General features: G+C 39.7%; 18 protein-coding genes. 4 read left to right on the top strand and 14 right to left on the bottom strand.

Annotation, left to right across the window (positions count from 1 at the left end):
• Nucleotides 1–34 precede the first annotated feature (34 nt).
• From VB733_RS09580 to radA, 10 genes are all read right to left on the bottom strand, one after another.
• Complete coding sequence (locus VB733_RS09580) at nucleotides 35–1,648, bottom strand: mechanosensitive ion channel family protein (protein ID WP_323339853.1); 1,614 nt, start codon at nucleotides 1,646–1,648, stop codon at nucleotides 35–37.
• A 263-nt stretch (nucleotides 1,649–1,911) separates the two neighbouring features.
• A complete protein-coding gene (locus VB733_RS09575) occupies nucleotides 1,912–2,700 on the bottom strand; it encodes an ABC transporter permease (protein ID WP_323339852.1) in 789 nt (262 codons plus the stop codon).
• Nucleotides 2,701–2,782: 82 nt separating this feature from the next.
• Nucleotides 2,783–3,175, bottom strand: a complete 393-nt coding sequence (locus VB733_RS09570; RefSeq protein WP_323339851.1) for a DUF5615 family PIN-like protein — start codon at nucleotides 3,173–3,175, stop codon at nucleotides 2,783–2,785.
• Nucleotides 3,175–3,492: a DUF433 domain-containing protein gene (locus VB733_RS09565; protein WP_323339850.1), complete on the bottom strand. Its 318-nt coding sequence runs from the start codon at nucleotides 3,490–3,492 to the stop codon at nucleotides 3,175–3,177. Before VB733_RS09565 ends, VB733_RS09570 begins: the two co-directional genes overlap by 1 nt.
• Nucleotides 3,493–3,689: 197 nt before the next feature.
• Nucleotides 3,690–4,019, bottom strand: a complete 330-nt coding sequence (locus VB733_RS09560; RefSeq protein WP_323339849.1) for a PIN domain-containing protein — start codon at nucleotides 4,017–4,019, stop codon at nucleotides 3,690–3,692.
• Nucleotides 4,020–4,086: 67 nt separating this feature from the next.
• Nucleotides 4,087–4,362, bottom strand: coding sequence for a prevent-host-death protein (locus VB733_RS09555; RefSeq protein ID WP_323339848.1), 276 nt, complete (start codon nucleotides 4,360–4,362; stop codon nucleotides 4,087–4,089).
• Between the two features lie 95 nt (nucleotides 4,363–4,457).
• Nucleotides 4,458–6,464 carry a serine/threonine-protein kinase gene (locus tag VB733_RS09550; RefSeq protein ID WP_323339847.1) on the bottom strand — a complete coding sequence of 669 codons (2,007 nt, stop codon included), beginning with the start codon at nucleotides 6,462–6,464 and terminating at the stop codon, nucleotides 4,458–4,460.
• 98 nt (nucleotides 6,465–6,562) lie between these two features.
• On the bottom strand, nucleotides 6,563–6,955 hold the full coding sequence (locus VB733_RS09545) for a type II toxin-antitoxin system VapC family toxin (protein WP_323339846.1): 393 nt from the start codon (nucleotides 6,953–6,955) through the stop codon (nucleotides 6,563–6,565).
• 2 nt (nucleotides 6,956–6,957) lie between these two features.
• Entirely contained in the window at nucleotides 6,958–7,242 is a 285-nt protein-coding gene (locus tag VB733_RS09540; protein WP_323339845.1) for a hypothetical protein, read from the bottom strand.
• Nucleotides 7,243–7,570: 328 nt separating this feature from the next.
• Complete coding sequence (gene radA / locus VB733_RS09535) at nucleotides 7,571–9,151, bottom strand: DNA repair protein RadA (RefSeq protein ID WP_323339844.1); 1,581 nt, start codon at nucleotides 9,149–9,151, stop codon at nucleotides 7,571–7,573.
• 179 nt (nucleotides 9,152–9,330) lie between these two features.
• On the opposite strand from radA, the gene rpaB reads away from it, so the two are divergent.
• The 3 genes from rpaB (at nucleotide 9,331) to VB733_RS09520 (ending at nucleotide 11,489) form a co-directional block, all read left to right on the top strand.
• Nucleotides 9,331–10,059, top strand: coding sequence for a response regulator transcription factor RpaB (gene rpaB, locus VB733_RS09530; RefSeq protein ID WP_096616847.1), 729 nt, complete (start codon nucleotides 9,331–9,333; stop codon nucleotides 10,057–10,059).
• Nucleotides 10,060–10,231: 172 nt separating this feature from the next.
• Entirely contained in the window at nucleotides 10,232–10,894 is a 663-nt protein-coding gene (locus tag VB733_RS09525; RefSeq protein ID WP_323339843.1) for a cofactor assembly of complex C subunit B, read from the top strand.
• Between the two features lie 79 nt (nucleotides 10,895–10,973).
• Nucleotides 10,974–11,489: a DUF456 domain-containing protein gene (locus VB733_RS09520; RefSeq protein WP_323339842.1), complete on the top strand. Its 516-nt coding sequence runs from the start codon at nucleotides 10,974–10,976 to the stop codon at nucleotides 11,487–11,489.
• A gap of 328 nt (nucleotides 11,490–11,817) precedes the next feature.
• Here VB733_RS09520 and VB733_RS09515 read toward each other — a convergent pair whose 3' ends face one another.
• The 3 genes from VB733_RS09515 to VB733_RS09505 form a co-directional block, all read right to left on the bottom strand.
• On the bottom strand, nucleotides 11,818–12,567 hold the full coding sequence (locus tag VB733_RS09515) for an LEVG family PEP-CTERM protein (protein WP_323339841.1): 750 nt from the start codon (nucleotides 12,565–12,567) through the stop codon (nucleotides 11,818–11,820).
• 599 nt (nucleotides 12,568–13,166) lie between these two features.
• Entirely contained in the window at nucleotides 13,167–13,829 is a 663-nt protein-coding gene (nblB, locus tag VB733_RS09510; protein ID WP_323339840.1) for a phycobilisome degradation protein NblB, read from the bottom strand.
• Between the two features lie 223 nt (nucleotides 13,830–14,052).
• Entirely contained in the window at nucleotides 14,053–14,514 is a 462-nt protein-coding gene (locus VB733_RS09505; protein ID WP_323339839.1) for a CBS domain-containing protein, read from the bottom strand.
• A 505-nt stretch (nucleotides 14,515–15,019) separates the two neighbouring features.
• Here VB733_RS09505 and VB733_RS09500 point away from each other — a divergent pair.
• A complete protein-coding gene (locus tag VB733_RS09500; RefSeq protein ID WP_323339838.1) occupies nucleotides 15,020–15,796 on the top strand; it encodes a class II aldolase/adducin family protein in 777 nt (258 codons plus the stop codon).
• Nucleotides 15,797–15,832: 36 nt separating this feature from the next.
• On the opposite strand, the gene VB733_RS09495 is transcribed toward VB733_RS09500, so the two are convergent.
• Nucleotides 15,833–16,792 carry an SGNH/GDSL hydrolase family protein gene (locus VB733_RS09495; protein WP_323339837.1) on the bottom strand — a complete coding sequence of 320 codons (960 nt, stop codon included), beginning with the start codon at nucleotides 16,790–16,792 and terminating at the stop codon, nucleotides 15,833–15,835.
• Nucleotides 16,793–16,934: the final 142 nt, after the last annotated feature.

Genomic DNA, 16,934 nt, shown 5'->3' with positions numbered 1-16,934 from the left:
GAAATATGCGAAGAAAAATTGTTGTATATGAAAACTATCCACCTTGGTGATTGTATCCGTTAGTAGATTCTTCAGATAGCTGCAACAAAGCCTTCTCTACCTGCGGGGACAGTGTCAAATTCCCAGAACGCAAATGCAAGTCATGTTGAGGAAAGGGAATTTCGATATTTCGCTTACGTAAAGCTTCGTAGATAGAAAAGTATAAATTACTCTTTGTTAAAAATTGTTTGTGTGGTTCTGCTGTCCATACCAGCAACTCAAAATTGAGGGCGCTATCACCAAAACCCTTAAAGAATACTTGAGGAGGAGGTGTATTTAAAACATTAGGTTGGTCTTTAGTTGCATCCAGCAATGCTTCTTTAACTAACTCTGGCTCTGTGTTGTAGGATACACCGACAGGTAGATGTAGGCGAGAAATGGGGTTACGGTGACTCCAATTTATGACTTCGGTTTCCAGCAGGCGGGAATTGGGGACAATAATGGAAATATGGTCTAGGGTTCTGATTTCAGTGCTGCGGGCGCTGATGCGCTCGACGGTACCATATAAATTGCCCACCTCAATAAAATCACTGACTTGAATTGGACGTTCCAACACCAAAATCAAACCACTACCGAAATTTTTTGCAATATCCTGGAAACCAAAGCCAATCCCAATACCGAAGGCGCTAGCCAAAATTGTGATAGAACTGAGATCGAGTCCCCAAATTTGCAATAAGACGATGCTACCAACTACAATCAAGCTGTATTTCGTCAAAATTGCGATCGCTTCTTGAGCGCCTCGGTTAATCCCTGCTATCTGCTCTAAAACACGAGAGCGGAAGATATTAGTGATGGTTCCGGCAAAGATGATTAAGGCGAATAATAAAATGACTAAAATGAGCAGATTGATTAAAGAGTAAGAATTGTTGCCTAGAGTAATAAATTGAGATGTGAAACTAGATGTTAAAATGTAGGAGATTTGATAGCTCCACTGCCGAGTGTAGGGAAATAAATTAGTAATATAAATAAGAGTTCCCGCCCAGATACCAGCGCGGGCGAATGAAAGCATAAAGTCAAATAGCAATGCTAATCCTTTGGGTAAATCAGCATTCGGTATCTGTGCATGTGCATCATTTAATTTGACCTGGACAATTCGTGAAATACGTTTTCGGAATAATCCCAGCAGCCAAGAAATTGCAAATGCCCCCAGCAAGATACTTGCAGTCAAAATGGAAGTGTTGCGAATATATTGGAAACTTCGCTCTGACTGAGATTGTGCTAATGCTTCCTCAATTTGTTTAACCCAAAGAGAAGCTTGTTCATTAGTTGTGCTACCTGGCAAAACGTCTTTTTCGGTTACAGTTAGTAAGTAGCGATCGCCTAATAAAATCGTTGGTGATTGGTTACGTTCTTCAATTTTTACCTGAATATCTTTGTCAGATTTTACAACCTCTCGGAGTTGAAAATTGATTAATTTAGCTCGTTCTTGGGCACTAAATTGACCGGAATCGCTGACTTGAAAAATCTGATATCCATCCACAACTACAGGATATTTTGACCCATTTTGTGCTATTCCCGGACTCACCCACAAACCTAGCAATAGTAGAATTACCACTGCGATGATGCGTAAATATAAGAAAAAGGGAAAACGTGGAGAATGACGTGTCATAATATTCAAACTAATTTCTCATAATTTCTAGATATCTGTTGATATTTGGTAATTTTTCAGTATTTTTGAAAATTCTTTTTGAATGTACCAAATAATTAATAGTATCAAATCTCGTTAATTCAGTTATTCTTAAATTGTTCTCCGCATTTCCCTGTCTTCCCATCTCCGTAACGATTGTATCGTAATTATTGATCAGTTATCATTAAATTCTTCTCCGCGTCAATTTTATCGTAATGATTGAGCAAATATCCAGATTAATTCTCCTACTTTAGTTGTCCAATATCATTAAAAAATTGCCTGGATAAACCTCGTGTGAGTAGAACTGTAGTGAGGAGATTAGCAAAAGCGATCGCAAATAAAATTACAATTTCATAGGATGCAGCTTCTTCTGGTTTCACACCACCAAGCAACTGTCCGCTAAAAACTCCTGGTAATGTCACCATCCCCACAAGTGTCATTTGATTAATTGCAGGTATTAACCCGGCGCGAATCGCATCTTTACGGTACTGTGCCACTGCTTGCTGGGGTGTTGCACCTAAACTCAAATGTGTCTCAATTTCTAAATGACTCGAATCAATTGTTTTTACCAAACGTTCGCCAGCTAAGGCAGCAGCATTCATCGCGCCACCCAACACCAAACCAGCTACCGGAATTAGATATCTGGCATCAAACCAAGGTTTCGGTTGAATAATCAAAAAATTGACATATAAAACAGTTAAGGCTGTACTGACAAACAATGAAGCCCCAACCAATGGTAAAACTAAGGGAATTTTTGTACTGATGCGATTGCGCGTTACAGTTGTCGAAATTATGAATATTATTGCCAACATCGCCAAAACTGCCACGGCATTATTCATGGCATTACTCAGCGCAAAGATGAAATCCAAGACATATCCTAAAACCATCAATTGCAGTAATGTTCTCCCAGTGGCGACAAGCAGGTTAAACTCTAATCCAAGTTTTTCCCAAGCTGATAAACCAATGGTAATAACCATTAAAGCAACAGCAATAGCTAAATCGAAAGGAAATTCTAACTGGATAATTTCTGGCATAAGTGGCAAATAGGGAGAATAAATAATTCCTAAATCTACCCCTATTAAAACCTGCCATTAAAAACAAATGAAGAGATCGCAATCAACTTTTACTATACTCCTGTATGACAAAAATCTGTCCGACTGCTTTTATATTTTGCTTCATAACCCGCAGCAAACGATTATCTAAGCTTCGACTATCCTCATTCAAAAAATCAATTATTGCTTCGACTTTTCCAGCGTAATTGCGATCGCTTTTAAAAATAATCATGCCAGCATGATTTGGTGTAGTGCGATGTAAATCAATAAAATCTTGGCGATTTTCCGTAATTAAAACACGACCCATTTTCGTAGCATACTGCAAAACAACATCGTCAGGAATACCTTGATTTGCTTGACCTGCTTCGTAGGAAGTTAATACATCATATCCATCTGCTCTGAGTAAATTGACCATTGCGATCGGGAAATTTTCATTGGAATAAAATTGTAATACCATTAAACTAAATCATCTTGGGCAATTTCTCGAGCGATTTGTTCGCGGTTTTGTTCGTAGTAATGCCAAGCTGCGCTTAAATCTTCCGCAGTCAATCCAGGATAATTTGCCAATAATTCCTCATCCGGGGCACCTTGTTGACGATATGCTACCAAAGTCCATACGGGAATTCGTGTATTTCTAATTCGCGCTTGTCCCCCGCAAACTCCTGGTGTAATCTGAATCGGATTTTGCAACATTTGCACGTAATTTAATGCTTGGTCAACTAATTCCTCTGGTAAAGCTGCAATTACTTCGAGCAGTTGAGTCCTCTTATTCATAACAACAAAATCTCCTCTCTCGTTTCATCCTAACTTGAAATTCTATAGTAATTATTGTGGTGACTATTTTTGATACTCAATTTCAATTTTAAGTAGGCGATCGCGCAGCGTTCCGTAGGGATATCGCAAAACTAATACCCCAAAGCATCGCACCAATAAAACTATAATTCGCTAATAGCTACTTCCAAACAACAAACTCAAGTAAATGGATTAAGTATGGTAGTACCACATCCCTCGAAGTCCTTGGTATTTCTGGTTACTAATGTTATTTGATGAATTGCAGCAGTTGCCGCAATAATTATGTCTGCTTGAGTGCGAGGTTTTCCTTGAGTTTGTAAGTATCCTCTTAATTCGCCCGCACGTTTAGCAATTTCTGGACTGACAGGGATTATCTGACAGTAAGTTATCAAAAAATTATCAAGCCAAGTTTGAATCCTGATGTTTGGTTTTGCTGATAAACCGTAGCAAATTTCTTCTAATGCGATCGCACTCAGGAAAATTGATGAGATACTTTGACTCCATGCCATAACTCCGGGATTGGGTAATGGACGAGCTCACTCACTGAGAATGTTAGTATCGCAGAGAACGCTCATATTATTCCTCAGTAAATGGGATATGGCGATCGCTACATCGTGGGGGAGTTTCTAAAATGTAATTATCTTCAGTACAGATTTGACGTAATTCTGCAAAAGCATTGGCGAGGGAAGATGCTTTTTGTTGCTGATGCCAAACCAGGAAATCTTGGAACAGTTTAGGTTCTATGATTGCAGCAACTAATTTGTCCTGCTCAAAGATTAATTGAGGTTCTGACGCGATCGCATCAATGACTTCTGGCAGTTTTTGTTGTGCTTCGTCAAGTTTCCAGTTCATTTGTTTTCAGATTTAGTAACAGGTGATTATGATTTTAGTTTAGGTTACTTTTTCTGTATCTAGCTCAATACTCGAAACTGCGATCGCAGCACTTACTACTTCAACCGCCAAATTTTGATGGTCTTGTCAAAACCACTACTGACAAGAGTTTTACCATCTGGGCTAAAGGCGACGGAACGAACCGAGGCGGAATGCCCTGTGAGGGTACGGATTAGCTCTCCGGTTGCGAGATTCCACAGTTTGATGGTCTTGTCAAAACTACCACTGGCAAGAATATTGCCATCTGGGCTGATGGCAACAGAATTGACATAGTTAGAATGTCCTGTAAGAGTGCGGATTTCCTTTCCAGTTGCGATATTCCACAATTTGATAGTATGGTCACGACTACCACTGACAAGGGTTTCACCATCTGGGCTAAAAGCGACGGAAATAAGCCAGTCAGAATGACCAGTGAGGGTTCGGATTTCTTTTCCTCCTCGATTCCACAGTTTGATGGTGTTGTCATTACTACCACTGGCAAGAGTTGTGGCAAATCGGTTGATAGCGACCGAAAAAACTGCCTTAGAATGCCCGGTGAGGGTGTCGATTTGCTCTCCTGTTGCTAGAACCCACTCTTTGATTGTGTTGTCAGCACTACCACTGAAAAGGGAAAGGAATTTAGTACCTGGGCTGATGACCACGGAAAAAACCGCCTTGGAATGTCCTGTGAAGATACGAGTTTGCTCTCCTGTTTCGATATTCCACAGTTTGATGGTTCCGTCATTACTACCACTAGCAAGGGTTTTGCCATCTTGGCTGATGGCGACAGACCAAACTACGCCAAAATGGTCTCTGAGGCTACGGATTTGCTCTCCTGTTTTGATATTCCACAGTTTGATGGTTCCGTCATTACTACCACTGGCAAGGGTTTTACCATCTGGGCTGATGGCAACGGAAAAAACCCCGCCGGAATGCCCTTTGAGGGTTCTTTGTAATAAAACTCCGCTTGGTATGCTAGCAATTATAGAGATGGGATTAGTTGGCAACAAGCCATAGCGAACATAACCATATATTTGAGTTCCAACTAATGTAACAGCAGCACCCAGTAGTAATATTTTTCTGAAATTAAAATTTTGTTTAGATAGCTTTTTTAATAATCCTTGTGGTGCTGCTGATATTGATGCTGGTGAATGAGGAATTACTGTAGAAGCTAAAGGTGATACTGGGGTTGCAATTACTGGCTGGAAATTCAAATCTTGTAAAACTTCCCCAACCGATTGATAGCGCTGCTGATATTCTTCCTGCAACAATTTATCCAGAATTTGCCCCAATTCTTCACTCACTGCTTGCTGTAAATGCTGTCTCCAATTCCTCACCCACCCATAACCTTGACTTTTCCACAATTGCCAAGGATGAATTCCACTCAATAAATGAAAGCAAGTTGCACCCAAACTATATAAATCGCTGGCTGGATAAACTTTTCCATCCTGCATTTGCTCCAACGGTGCATAACCAAAGGTTCCAATTGTTGTTCCTTTTGCTGTCATCACTGTTTTTGTCAGTTGCTTGGATGCACCAAAGTCAATTAAAACAATCTTGCCATCCCCACGCTGAATTATATTATCTGGCTTAATATCTCGATGAATAACCTTTTGTTGATGTACAACCTGGAGAATATTTAACAAATCCTGCAATAAATCCCGTATCTTTCCCTCGCTGAAAGTTCCTTGCTGTTGCAATTCCTTTAATAAATTCTGCCCGTCAATAAACTGCTGCACCAAATATAAACGACTATCTTCTTGAAAATAAGCCAACAAAGTGGGAATTTGTGGATGTTCTCCTAACTGTTGCAGTCTTTTCGCTTCCTCTTCAAATAATTCCGTCGCTTTTTGCAGTGCTGCTGTTTCTTGAACTTGTGGTGCAAACTGCTTAATAACGCATTTTTCATCCAACTTGTCTGTATCTTCTGCCAAATAGGTTTTGCCAAAACCCCCACCACCCAAGGATTTAACCGGACGATAGCGGTTTCTCAGTATTACCAAGGGAACATGGCAATTGGGGCAGTATTTTGTACCATCAGGTACGGAAGGATTATGACAAGCTGGGTTAAGGCAACAGAGCATAACTGTATATTTACTGGCAGATGGAAGTATTATCAAGCATTTACCAGAATTTTTCAGTAAGATTACTGTTTATTTTGATTTATGGATTACTTTGCTTATCACTCCAGCCAGTTTTCTAGCCGTAAATTGGGGATATTCTCAAAATCTTTGATGTTATTAGTCACCAAAATATCGTTACGATATCTTGCAACCGCACCAATCAACGCATCAATTTCCCCTGTTGGTTTACCAATTTTTCTGAGTTCGCTTTGAATCTTACCAAACTCAACAGCCGCATCTATGTCAAATGGTTCAACTGTTATCAGTTGGGTAAACTGTGCCAAAGTTTCTAGATTCTTTTCAACCTGCTGCGAACAGTAGACACCTTTATAAAGTTCAGAAACAATAATTGTCGAAATATAGCATTGGGCAAAGAAAAGGTTGAATTTGGCAATTGCTTTGGAATTATTATTAAGTAGCGCAATACAAATATTCGTATCTAACAAGTACATTATTACTTATCTGTATTTTCAATAACATCTATATTTCTGCCTAGATAAACATGACGTTGTTCATCAATTTCTGCAAATATTTCAACCAGTTCTGGTTGATGCTGCCAAGCACCAAATAATTGATTGAGTTTAGAGAGTTTTTCTTCATTACTTAAGGCTTGCTCTGTTTCAACTATTTGATTTGGTGAGACAAGCACATCAACAATAATTTCCGCACCATCAGGAATATCATTAATTTGCTCTAATAGTTCAATTGTTTGACCGCGTTTGATACCTTTAATTTTCATTTGCTATATATTCCTTTTGAATGAATGACAGATGTAATTAACACAAATACTTTTAAGCTCTGAACCCATCACACCCAAATATAGGAGTCCGATTGATTATTGAAAATATACGTAACGTACCATTCGCGGGGATTTGGTGCGTTACGAACTCCGTGTCTAGCTAAAGAATACTTGCTTGATTGTAATTGTTACATTTTAAGGCGATCGCGATTGTCTTCTGTTTTCAGAGAATTTAATGGCAACAACAACTCAAATAGCAAGCCTACCCATAATCGAGCTTCCCCAAAATCATCCCTACTAATCGCGATCGCATTTATCCAAAATTACCCTACTCCTCATCATCATCGGGTGGAAAATCCTCTTCAGTCAAACTTTGCTGAGGTATCGCCGCAATGATGGCATCAATTACTTTGGCAACGGGTGTAATTTCAATATTTAAATCGGGAAATTTGGTTCCTTTAGGGACGATCGCACGTTTAAAGCCTAATTTTGCAGCTTCCTTTAATCTTAATTCCATCTGGGAAACCGATCGCACCTGTCCACCTAAACCAACTTCACCAATTAATACCGTCCCTGAATCCACGATTCTGTCGCGAAAACTGGCTACTAAAGCGATCGCTACTGCTAAATCTACCGCAGGTTCTTCCACATTCAAACCACCTACCGAGGCAACGTAGGAATCTAACTTCGACATCGGTACACCAACTCGTTTTTCTAATACTGCTAATATCTGCACCAGACGGTTATAGTCGATACCTGTTGTTGAACGCCGAGGTGAAGCATAACTCGTCGGACTTACCAGAGCTTGCAATTCAACTACAATCGGGCGCGTACCTTCACAAGCTACCGTAATTGCACTTCCAGGCGAAGGATCATCGCGATTACCAATAAATAACTCGGAGGGATTTGGTACTTCTCGTAACCCATTCGCTACCATTTCAAAAATGCCAATTTCATGGGTAGCACCAAACCGGTTTTTGACTGTGCGTAACAATCGATGGGATGCAAATCTATCCCCCTCAAAGTACAATACCGTATCTACCAAGTGTTCCAGTACCCTGGGACCTGCGATCGCACCTTCTTTGGTAACATGTCCAACTATCAACATGGTAATATCTTCATGTTTCGCCACCTTCATCAATCCCGCAGTACATTCCCGTACCTGTGCGACTGAACCGGGCGCAGATGCCAAACTGGGGAAAAACACCGTTTGAATACTGTCGATGACGGCGAGATTGGGCTTTAACGAATCAATTTCCCGCAAAATCTCTTCTAAATCAGTTTCCGGTAGTATATATAATTCAGCTTCATTTCCAGGTACAGGTGTAGCTTTGAGAGCTTCTTCCCTTGGCTTCCCATTGCCATTCCCGTTATCATAAATTTGTTTATTCTCGTTCCCATCCTCATTTTCAGCATTATCGGTGTCATCTTGAGCTTTTTTTGTCACCCCCAAGCGTGAAGCTCGTAACTTTACTTGCTGCCCTGATTCTTCACCCGACACATAGAGAATGCGATAACGCTGTGCCAACTCATTTGATACCTGCAACAGCAAAGTAGATTTACCGATACCTGGATCACCACCGATCAGCACTAAAGAACCAGGTACAATACCCCCACCCAGAACCCGATCCAGTTCGCCATATCCTGAAGGTAAGCGGGGTACTTGGCGATCGCTAATTTGGTCAAATCTCAGCGAAGCTCTGGCTTTGGGAACCTTATTGCTAGATTTACGCTGCCCAGACTGATTGTGCCAACTACCAACGCCGCGACTTGGTGATTCCGATGAAGCTTGCATAGTCACCTGTTCTTCGAGGGAATTATAGGTTCCACAAGCCGGACATCTACCGAACCATTGCGGAGACTCAGAGCCACATTCGTTACATACGTAGATTGTGCGTGATTTTGCCATTCTTATTGTTTCTTATTCTAATTAAATAATCTTAATTTTTTCTTTAAGTTTACAGTGCAAGAAAAAGTGAATAATTGCAAGACTTACAAGTTTTTACGAATAAATAATAGGAATGATATCTTAATAATATGGTGGTAAAAATTAATCATGAAAATTTTAGTTAAGGAGCGTTGAGAAACTTGGAAAGTCATAAAGAAAAAATCCTAGTGGTAGACGATGAAGCTAGCATTCGTCGAATATTAGAAACGCGCCTTTCGATGATTGGCTATGATGTGGTCACTGCTGGAGATGGTGAAGAAGCTTTAGATACCTTTCGCAAAGCGGAGCCGGATTTAGTAGTTTTGGATGTAATGATGCCAAAATTGGACGGATACGGAGTTTGTCAGGAACTACGTAAAGAATCAGATGTACCAATTATTATGCTAACAGCCTTGGGTGATGTTGCAGACCGGATCACCGGATTGGAACTAGGAGCTGATGATTATGTTGTCAAACCCTTTTCCCCCAAAGAACTTGAAGCCCGGATTCGTTCAGTATTACGTCGAGTTGATAAAACAGGCGCTTCTGGTATTCCTAGTTCCGGTGTTATCCACGTCAGTACCATCAAAATCGATACTAACAAGCGCCAAGTATACAAAGGTGACGAGCGCATTCGCCTCACGGGTATGGAATTTAGCCTATTGGAATTGTTAGTTAGTCGTTCTGGTGAAGCCTTTTCGCGATCAGAAATTTTACAAGAAGTCTGGGGATATACTCCCGAACGTCACGTAGATACTCGCGTAGTGGATGTGCATATCTCACGACTGCGGGCAAAGCTCGAAGATGATCCGAGCAACCCGGAGCTAATTTTGACAGCGCGAGGTACAGGCTACCTTTTTCAACGTATCATCGAGCCTGGGGAGGAGTAAATAGTTAAGAGTTAGGGATTGGGAGTTAGAAGTTGGGAGTGGGGAGTTAGAAATGGCAAATTCGATACGATTGAATTTAGATTCACAATTTTTAACTTTTAATTCTGAACTTTTAATTCTCAATTGACATAATCCATAACTAATAATTCCTAATTCCTAACTTATTTTAACCATGGCGAAATCCGATCCAAATCGTGTTTTACGGCGTTTACCTCTAGTGACAGGAGGATTAGGGGCTGTACTTTTATTTATAAATAGAATCTTGACACCAGAATTGACAAATTCCCAATCCCGTGCAGATGTATTGGGAGTTATTTTAAGTGCCTTATTAATTTTGACAGGTTTATTGTGGCAGCAGGTGCGATCGCAAATTCCCGATGCAGTGCAATTAATTGGCGAAGAAGGATTTGAACTCACATCGGACTTACCGGATGCAGTGAAAACAGAATTAGCTTGGGCATCCCGTTTGTTGCTGTTAAATACCGTCACCAAAGCGATCGTTATAGTTTACCAGGGTAAAGTCATCTTGCGACGGGGAATCTTAGCCAAAAAATCGCAAGTTACTCCAGGTGCAATCTTAAATCGGGTAATCGAAAAACAAAAACCCGTTTATTTAGTGGATGTAAAAGCATATCCCGGCAAAATAGAATTTGACTATTTACCAGAAAATACACAAGGCATAATTTGCCAGCCACTAGGAGCAGAAGGGGCAATGATATTAGGTGCAAATGCTCCCCGAAGCTATACCAAACAAGATGAAAACTGGATAGCAGGAATTGCCGATAAATTAACTGTTAGCTTAAAAGCAGGAGTAGGAAGTACAGATTCGCAATAAGAAATTAAAGATTGTAGCTTAAAAGCCATAAGTAATTGATTCCTGCCCCTATTCCCCATTACCCTTTCCCCTTATCCTTATGCAAATCATCTACTGGTTGCTTATCATTCTCATGGTAGTTGGTGTCATTGGTGCTGTAGTACCCGCACTTCCTGGCAGCAGCTTGATTTTAATTGCCATTATTATTTGGGGTTTCGTTCAGAAATCCTTTGCAGCAATTAGCATACCTCTAATAGTCACCTCCATCGTTTTGCTGCTCAGTATTGGTGTTGACTTTCTTGCTGGTTACATCGGTGCAAAAAAAGCAGGTGCGAGTAAATGGGGACAAATTGGTGCATTCGTGGGATTAATAGTCGGATTTTTAGGTTTATTACCCACGCTACCATTTGGGGGACCATTATTAGGAATGTTACTTGGTCCCTTATTAGGGGCAATAATTGGTGAATATTTGTTTTGTAAAAACTGGACAACATCAATCAAAGCAGGTATTGGCATTGTCGTTGGTAGTGTAGTTGGTAACTTCATTCAAGGATTACTCGCTTTAGCAGCAGTTGTTGTCTTTATTTTCTCCACCTGGGGACAAGTATTTGGCTAGCCCATTCCTCATAAACTCAGTTTCTTGAAAGCTGAAAATTAGGCAAAAAAAATGGGTAGAGAAGAGTCCTAAATACTGCAATTAGTAACTCTAATCTACCCAGTGTAGTGCAAACGAGAAGATTTTATTTTTGTAATGAAAAATTTAAAAGTTAGATATATAATTCGATTTTTTTGTAATTAATATAATTTACTCCTATTGATAATGTGAATGAAATATTTTATGAATTATTGCTGAGTAGATTAGGCGGGTTTTGGTTAGTAAGCCCGCCATAGTCATCTACGGGCAATTGAGTACATAGTTTTAGGTACTTTTGAGAAAGTTGATATTAACCAACTTGACTCACTTTTTTACCTTTGCGTACACCGAACATACCAGCAACAGCCAAAGCACCCAAGCTAACAATAGTTCCAGGTTCAGGAACACTTACTGCCAAACTAACACCATCACCAGTTCTAACCGATGGGAAGACTCCTGGTTGACCTAGTTGTATTTGCAGTGTTTTGACATCATCTAATGTAATGTACTGAAGATTACTGTCAGGTCCTCCAGGTAAAAGATTGTTAACAGCAATTCCGTTCACTTTAATAACACCACTAAAACCACTAGTTTCGACATCAAAGAAACTTAGATTTAATCCATTAACAACTTTGTCGAATACAAACTCGAATAAACCAACTTCTAAACGACCATTTTCAAGTGGTTTACCATTTTCATCAACAGCGACAGGACGAAACCAATTTTGATGTAGCGCCGGGTTTGTGCCTTCATCTTCAGCTAAGAATTTAATTTCAAAAGAACCTTGTGTATAGGTATTAGCAGTATTTCTATCATCCGCAAACAGTAAACTTTTGCCAAAACCATCTTTGTAATCTAGACTCTCAATTGTGTAACCCAAAAGACTTGTATCAATACAATTTGCTGCATTTGTTAAACAAGCTCCATTATTTAAAAGTTTGACTTCACCTTCTATATTTGGAACTAAAGATGCTGCGTTGGCTGCGGGAGCGAGAGTAATAACACTGAAACCAACGGTAGCTGCTGCGAGGATTTTTGCGGATAAAGTAACTTTTTTCATGGTTGCCTCTTATCTAAATTTAGGTGTTTTTTAAGTAGCTTTTGGAATCGGTTCTGCGTGTTTTTTCCGATTCATATTTGTATGTTATTTCCACCTAAGTGCAAACGTCATCCCTTATTCTCAAGGTTTACTTGAACTTGATTCTGGAGACAATATTTGGATAATTACTTAAAGTTTATGTTTGATTTGATAGCAGTATGTTGACAAGTGGAGTTACAAAAAATAGTATGCAACATCATACTTTTGCTGATAAAAGATAAAACTTTATATGATTTTTTTAAATTTTTAAAGTATGCAACTACTCTTTTATTGAATATTTGCTGTAGCTAAGTGTGAGTTTCAGTATTCTCAATTCAGAAGATAATACTAAAAATACTGATAAATAAGGCTTTTGTGGCAGTTCAAATAGTGGAAAATGTTTGCGAGTCGATTCTTTTATCAGATAAGTAATTGTACACCGAGTTATATCCTAATAAATAGACGTAGAGAATTTTTCATGATGAGTGATTAGACTGCTATGAATATTAAAAAAACCCAACTTCGCTAAAGGAGTTAGGTTTTTGACTAATGATGCTGATTAAATTAAATGAATTAGTAATTTAGGAGTTACCCAAGTTACGCTTGGCTTCACTGGCAACTACTTCAACTTCGTCATCCACGAGGGTTTCTAATAAAGATTTGGCTTCGGAGCCACCTAAGTGATTTAATGCCAGTACAACTCGGTGACGAATCTGCCAGTCTGGGTTAGTCGCGTAGGGCGCGAGTAAGGAAACAGCCCGTAAATCCCCTAATTCGCCAAAAGAACTAATTGCGGTAATTTTGATTAACTCATTATCTGAAGAGAGTGCTTCTTGAAGTAAGTCAAAACCTCGCGGTTCTCCTAAAACTCCTAATGTCGCAATGACACTCAGTTGCACAATCCATTCAGGAGTGTTGTGATAGATTTGCTGTAAGTCGTCGAATGCAGACACAAGTTTTAATGCACCTAAACAATCTGCTGCTGCTGCTTGTACATCAGGTTCTTTGTCTTTCAACATCCGACGCAGTATTTCCAGTGATAAGTCTAAATCTTGTCCGCCTAAGGTATCCATTTGGCTCACTGCTGAGTAGCGAACACGAGTATTCGGATCGTTAATTGCCTGTTGAATTAACTCAAACCCTATTGTTGGTTCTAATTCTCGAATTTGATTAACCGCACGCAAGCGATCGCCCAAATCTTCTGAACTTAGCAACTGCCTTACAGACTCAGGAGTGATACTCATTCACACTTCTCTCTTTTGATTAAATTCGTTTTGATTTAGTGGTTTGGTTATTGGTAAGTATTGGTAAGTATTGGTAAGTACGTAGTTAGAATCAAAACCAATCAAGAGAATGTAGTACAGTCTCTTCGGTTTTTTTATTGAATTAAACCTACCTGTTGATTGGGTAATTGGTAAAGATAAGTAACCATCACCACATTACCCACTCACAATTAAACATTAGCCATTACTCACTAACAGCCATTGCCCGAATAATATCACCACGTGTGAGAATACCAACTACTTGACCCTCGCTGTCAAGTATGGGCAGACGATGAATGCTTTTATCGTGCATTAATCTCGCTGCGTCCCGTAGTGGTTTGTCAGGAGAAACAGTAATGGGGTTTTTACTCATAACATCCCCAACAGTTTGCCCAAGTGCTTTGTGTAAATCGCGATCGTATGTGGCAGGATTTTGTAAATAGATAACACTATCGAGAAACATAATGTAAGCAGGTGGAGTTACGCCTGTTTCTTGCCACATCAAATCTGTTTCCGAAATAATACCAATGAGTTTACCGCTTTCGTCTACGACGGGTAAACCACTGATACGTCTTTCTGCCAAAATTGCGATCGCTTCTTTGAGTGGAGTTTCGCGTCGAACGACAACTGGGTTGTGGCTCATGACATCAGCAACGGTTTTTAACATATTGTTACGATACTCCTGTAAACACGGCAGAGAAACAGCGATTACCTACAAAATTTACGATGAAATTTTCCGTAGGTATGTAGGGAATTACTGAATTTGAAAAAAGACGATTATTATTGTCCCTAGCTTCATTGTAGGGAAATTTATCACCTGCTCAATGCTATGAAATAGATTGTTACTGTTTTGATAATCAGGCATTGGACATTAGTTATTGGATGATAGATAAAATTTATCTATTTTGTTTGCATTGTTTGTCTTTTTTGGATGGTAATTATTACAAAAATTTACTTATTTTATTTTTCAATATTGGCGATCGCTAGAAATAATTAATTCCTATTGCCTCTAACTTTATGCCTTGGCGAGAACTATACTAAATAAAAAGCATTATCTAAATATTCAGGGTTGAATTAAAAAACAATTTGCTGTTGTTAAAGGCAGTGTTTTGCAATATTCCTAACTTCTAATTACGACTTACCCCACCCTTACCATTACCAATTAAATTCCAATGCACATACCATCACGTGTTAGACCTATACTTCCCCAGCAGCCATCTTTTGCGTCTCCGATAGAAGAACGGGTGCATCGTAAACAACGTCTGGCTGCGGCACTTCGCTTATTCTCTAAATATGGTTTTGATGACGGTGTTGCTGGACATATTACAGCCCGCGATCCAGAATATTTGGATAGTTTTTGGGTAAACCCGTTCGGAATGCATTTTGGCATGATTCGGGCTAGTGACTTAATTCGCGTTAACCATCAAGGTGAAGTTGTCGAAGGAAATCATCCAGTTAACGAAGCCGCATTTGCGATTCATTCCCGCATTCATGCATCCCGTCCCGATATTGTTGCTGCTGCCCATACCCATTCGATTTACGGCAAAAGCTGGTCGAGTTTGGGTCGTTTATTGGAGCCACTAAGTCAGGATGCCTGTGCTTTTTACCAAGACCACGGTCTTTTCGATGATTATACTGGAGTTGTGTTACAAGCGGAAGAAGGCGATCGCATTGCCGCCGCATTAGGTAATAATAAAGCCGCAATTCTCAGAAATCACGGCTTACTCACAGTGGGGAAAACGGTAGATGAGGCTGCTTGGTGGTTTATTTCCATGGAACGCAATTGCCAAGCACAGTTACTCGCGGAAGCTGCTGGTAAACCACAATTAATTAATCACGATTCGGCAACTTTAGCACGCCACCAAGTAGGTTCTCCCTATATGGGTTGGTTTAGTTTCCAACCTTTATATGAACTGATTGTTAGACAACAACCAGATTTGTTAACTTAAGTATTAACACTCAAAAATTAAAAATCAACTATTACATTAAACTTTGCCCATTGCAATTCTTTTCTGAGTTTGTTTGCGCTTGAGTTTTCTGGTTACTGCTAGAGTCGCAAGTGCAAAAACTCCCAATCCAACCGATGGTTCAGGAATCGCGGTACTGGCAGCACTGGCAATAATCGCATGTGCGCGCGTTGTCGGATGAATATTATCCCAAAATAGATACTGCTGGGGTTCACTACAAATTGTTTGAGCCACTAAGTTTAAACAAGGCTCTGTTACATTTGTGAAATCACCTCTGGGAATGACTTGAGAGAATAATCCATTAATATCTAAAAAACGAATTTTTAATTCTTTTTCCTGGCTCAATGTTTTCAAGCTTGAATTCAAACCAGAATTATGCAATCCTGTCAAGGTGTTGAGTCCAGCAGAAACCGCATCACCCTGAGCAAGAGTACCAGGGAGTTGCCCTAAGTTTGGTAAATTAGCTACTAGAAAATTTTTAGCACCCAATTCTGCCAGTGATGCTACTGCATTTTTAATATTATCAACGGGGATGCCAGGATTTGTCTGTCCACCACCAAGATAATCGTTAGCACCAGCCCAGAGAATGTAAAGTGCATTTTCATCAGCCTTGGCATTGGTGGCTTTGAATTCCTGAACTTGTTGGGCTAATCCCGGTAAGTTGAGAGGATTTCCTGGGATTAGAGTATTTGTATCTCCCGTATTTGCGCCACCTATTGCATAATTAGTTTTCTTTGAGCCGAAGTTTGAAGATAAGTATTCTACCCAAACAGGACCGTTAGAAAAACGACCATTGGAATAATATGGTTTTGGGGGTATTCCCGTACCTGTCAGAGTTTCAGTAATGTCAAATGCTCTACCAATATCAGAAAGACTATCTCCGAATATGTAAGACTGGGTAAAACTTGCCGCAGAGGCTTTTGAAGGTAAAGAGATTGAGAAAGCTATGATTCCTGCCGCTAATAGTTGCTTTTTCATCTATTTGTTCCTAATTTTTAGATTTGTGTACATACTTTTTTGGAAACTGCGGAAATCTCGATATTCATGGGAATCCCCTAGCCCAAGGGAATACACACAGATATCAGTTTATTTATCGTGTTGATGGCAAAATTCAATAATA

The organism is Calothrix sp. UHCC 0171 (assembly GCF_034931845.1).
Taxonomy (GTDB): Bacteria; Cyanobacteriota; Cyanobacteriia; order Cyanobacteriales; family Nostocaceae; genus Brunnivagina.
Note: the sequence above shows the minus strand (reverse complement) of the source record. Positions and strands in the feature narration are given on the sequence as shown.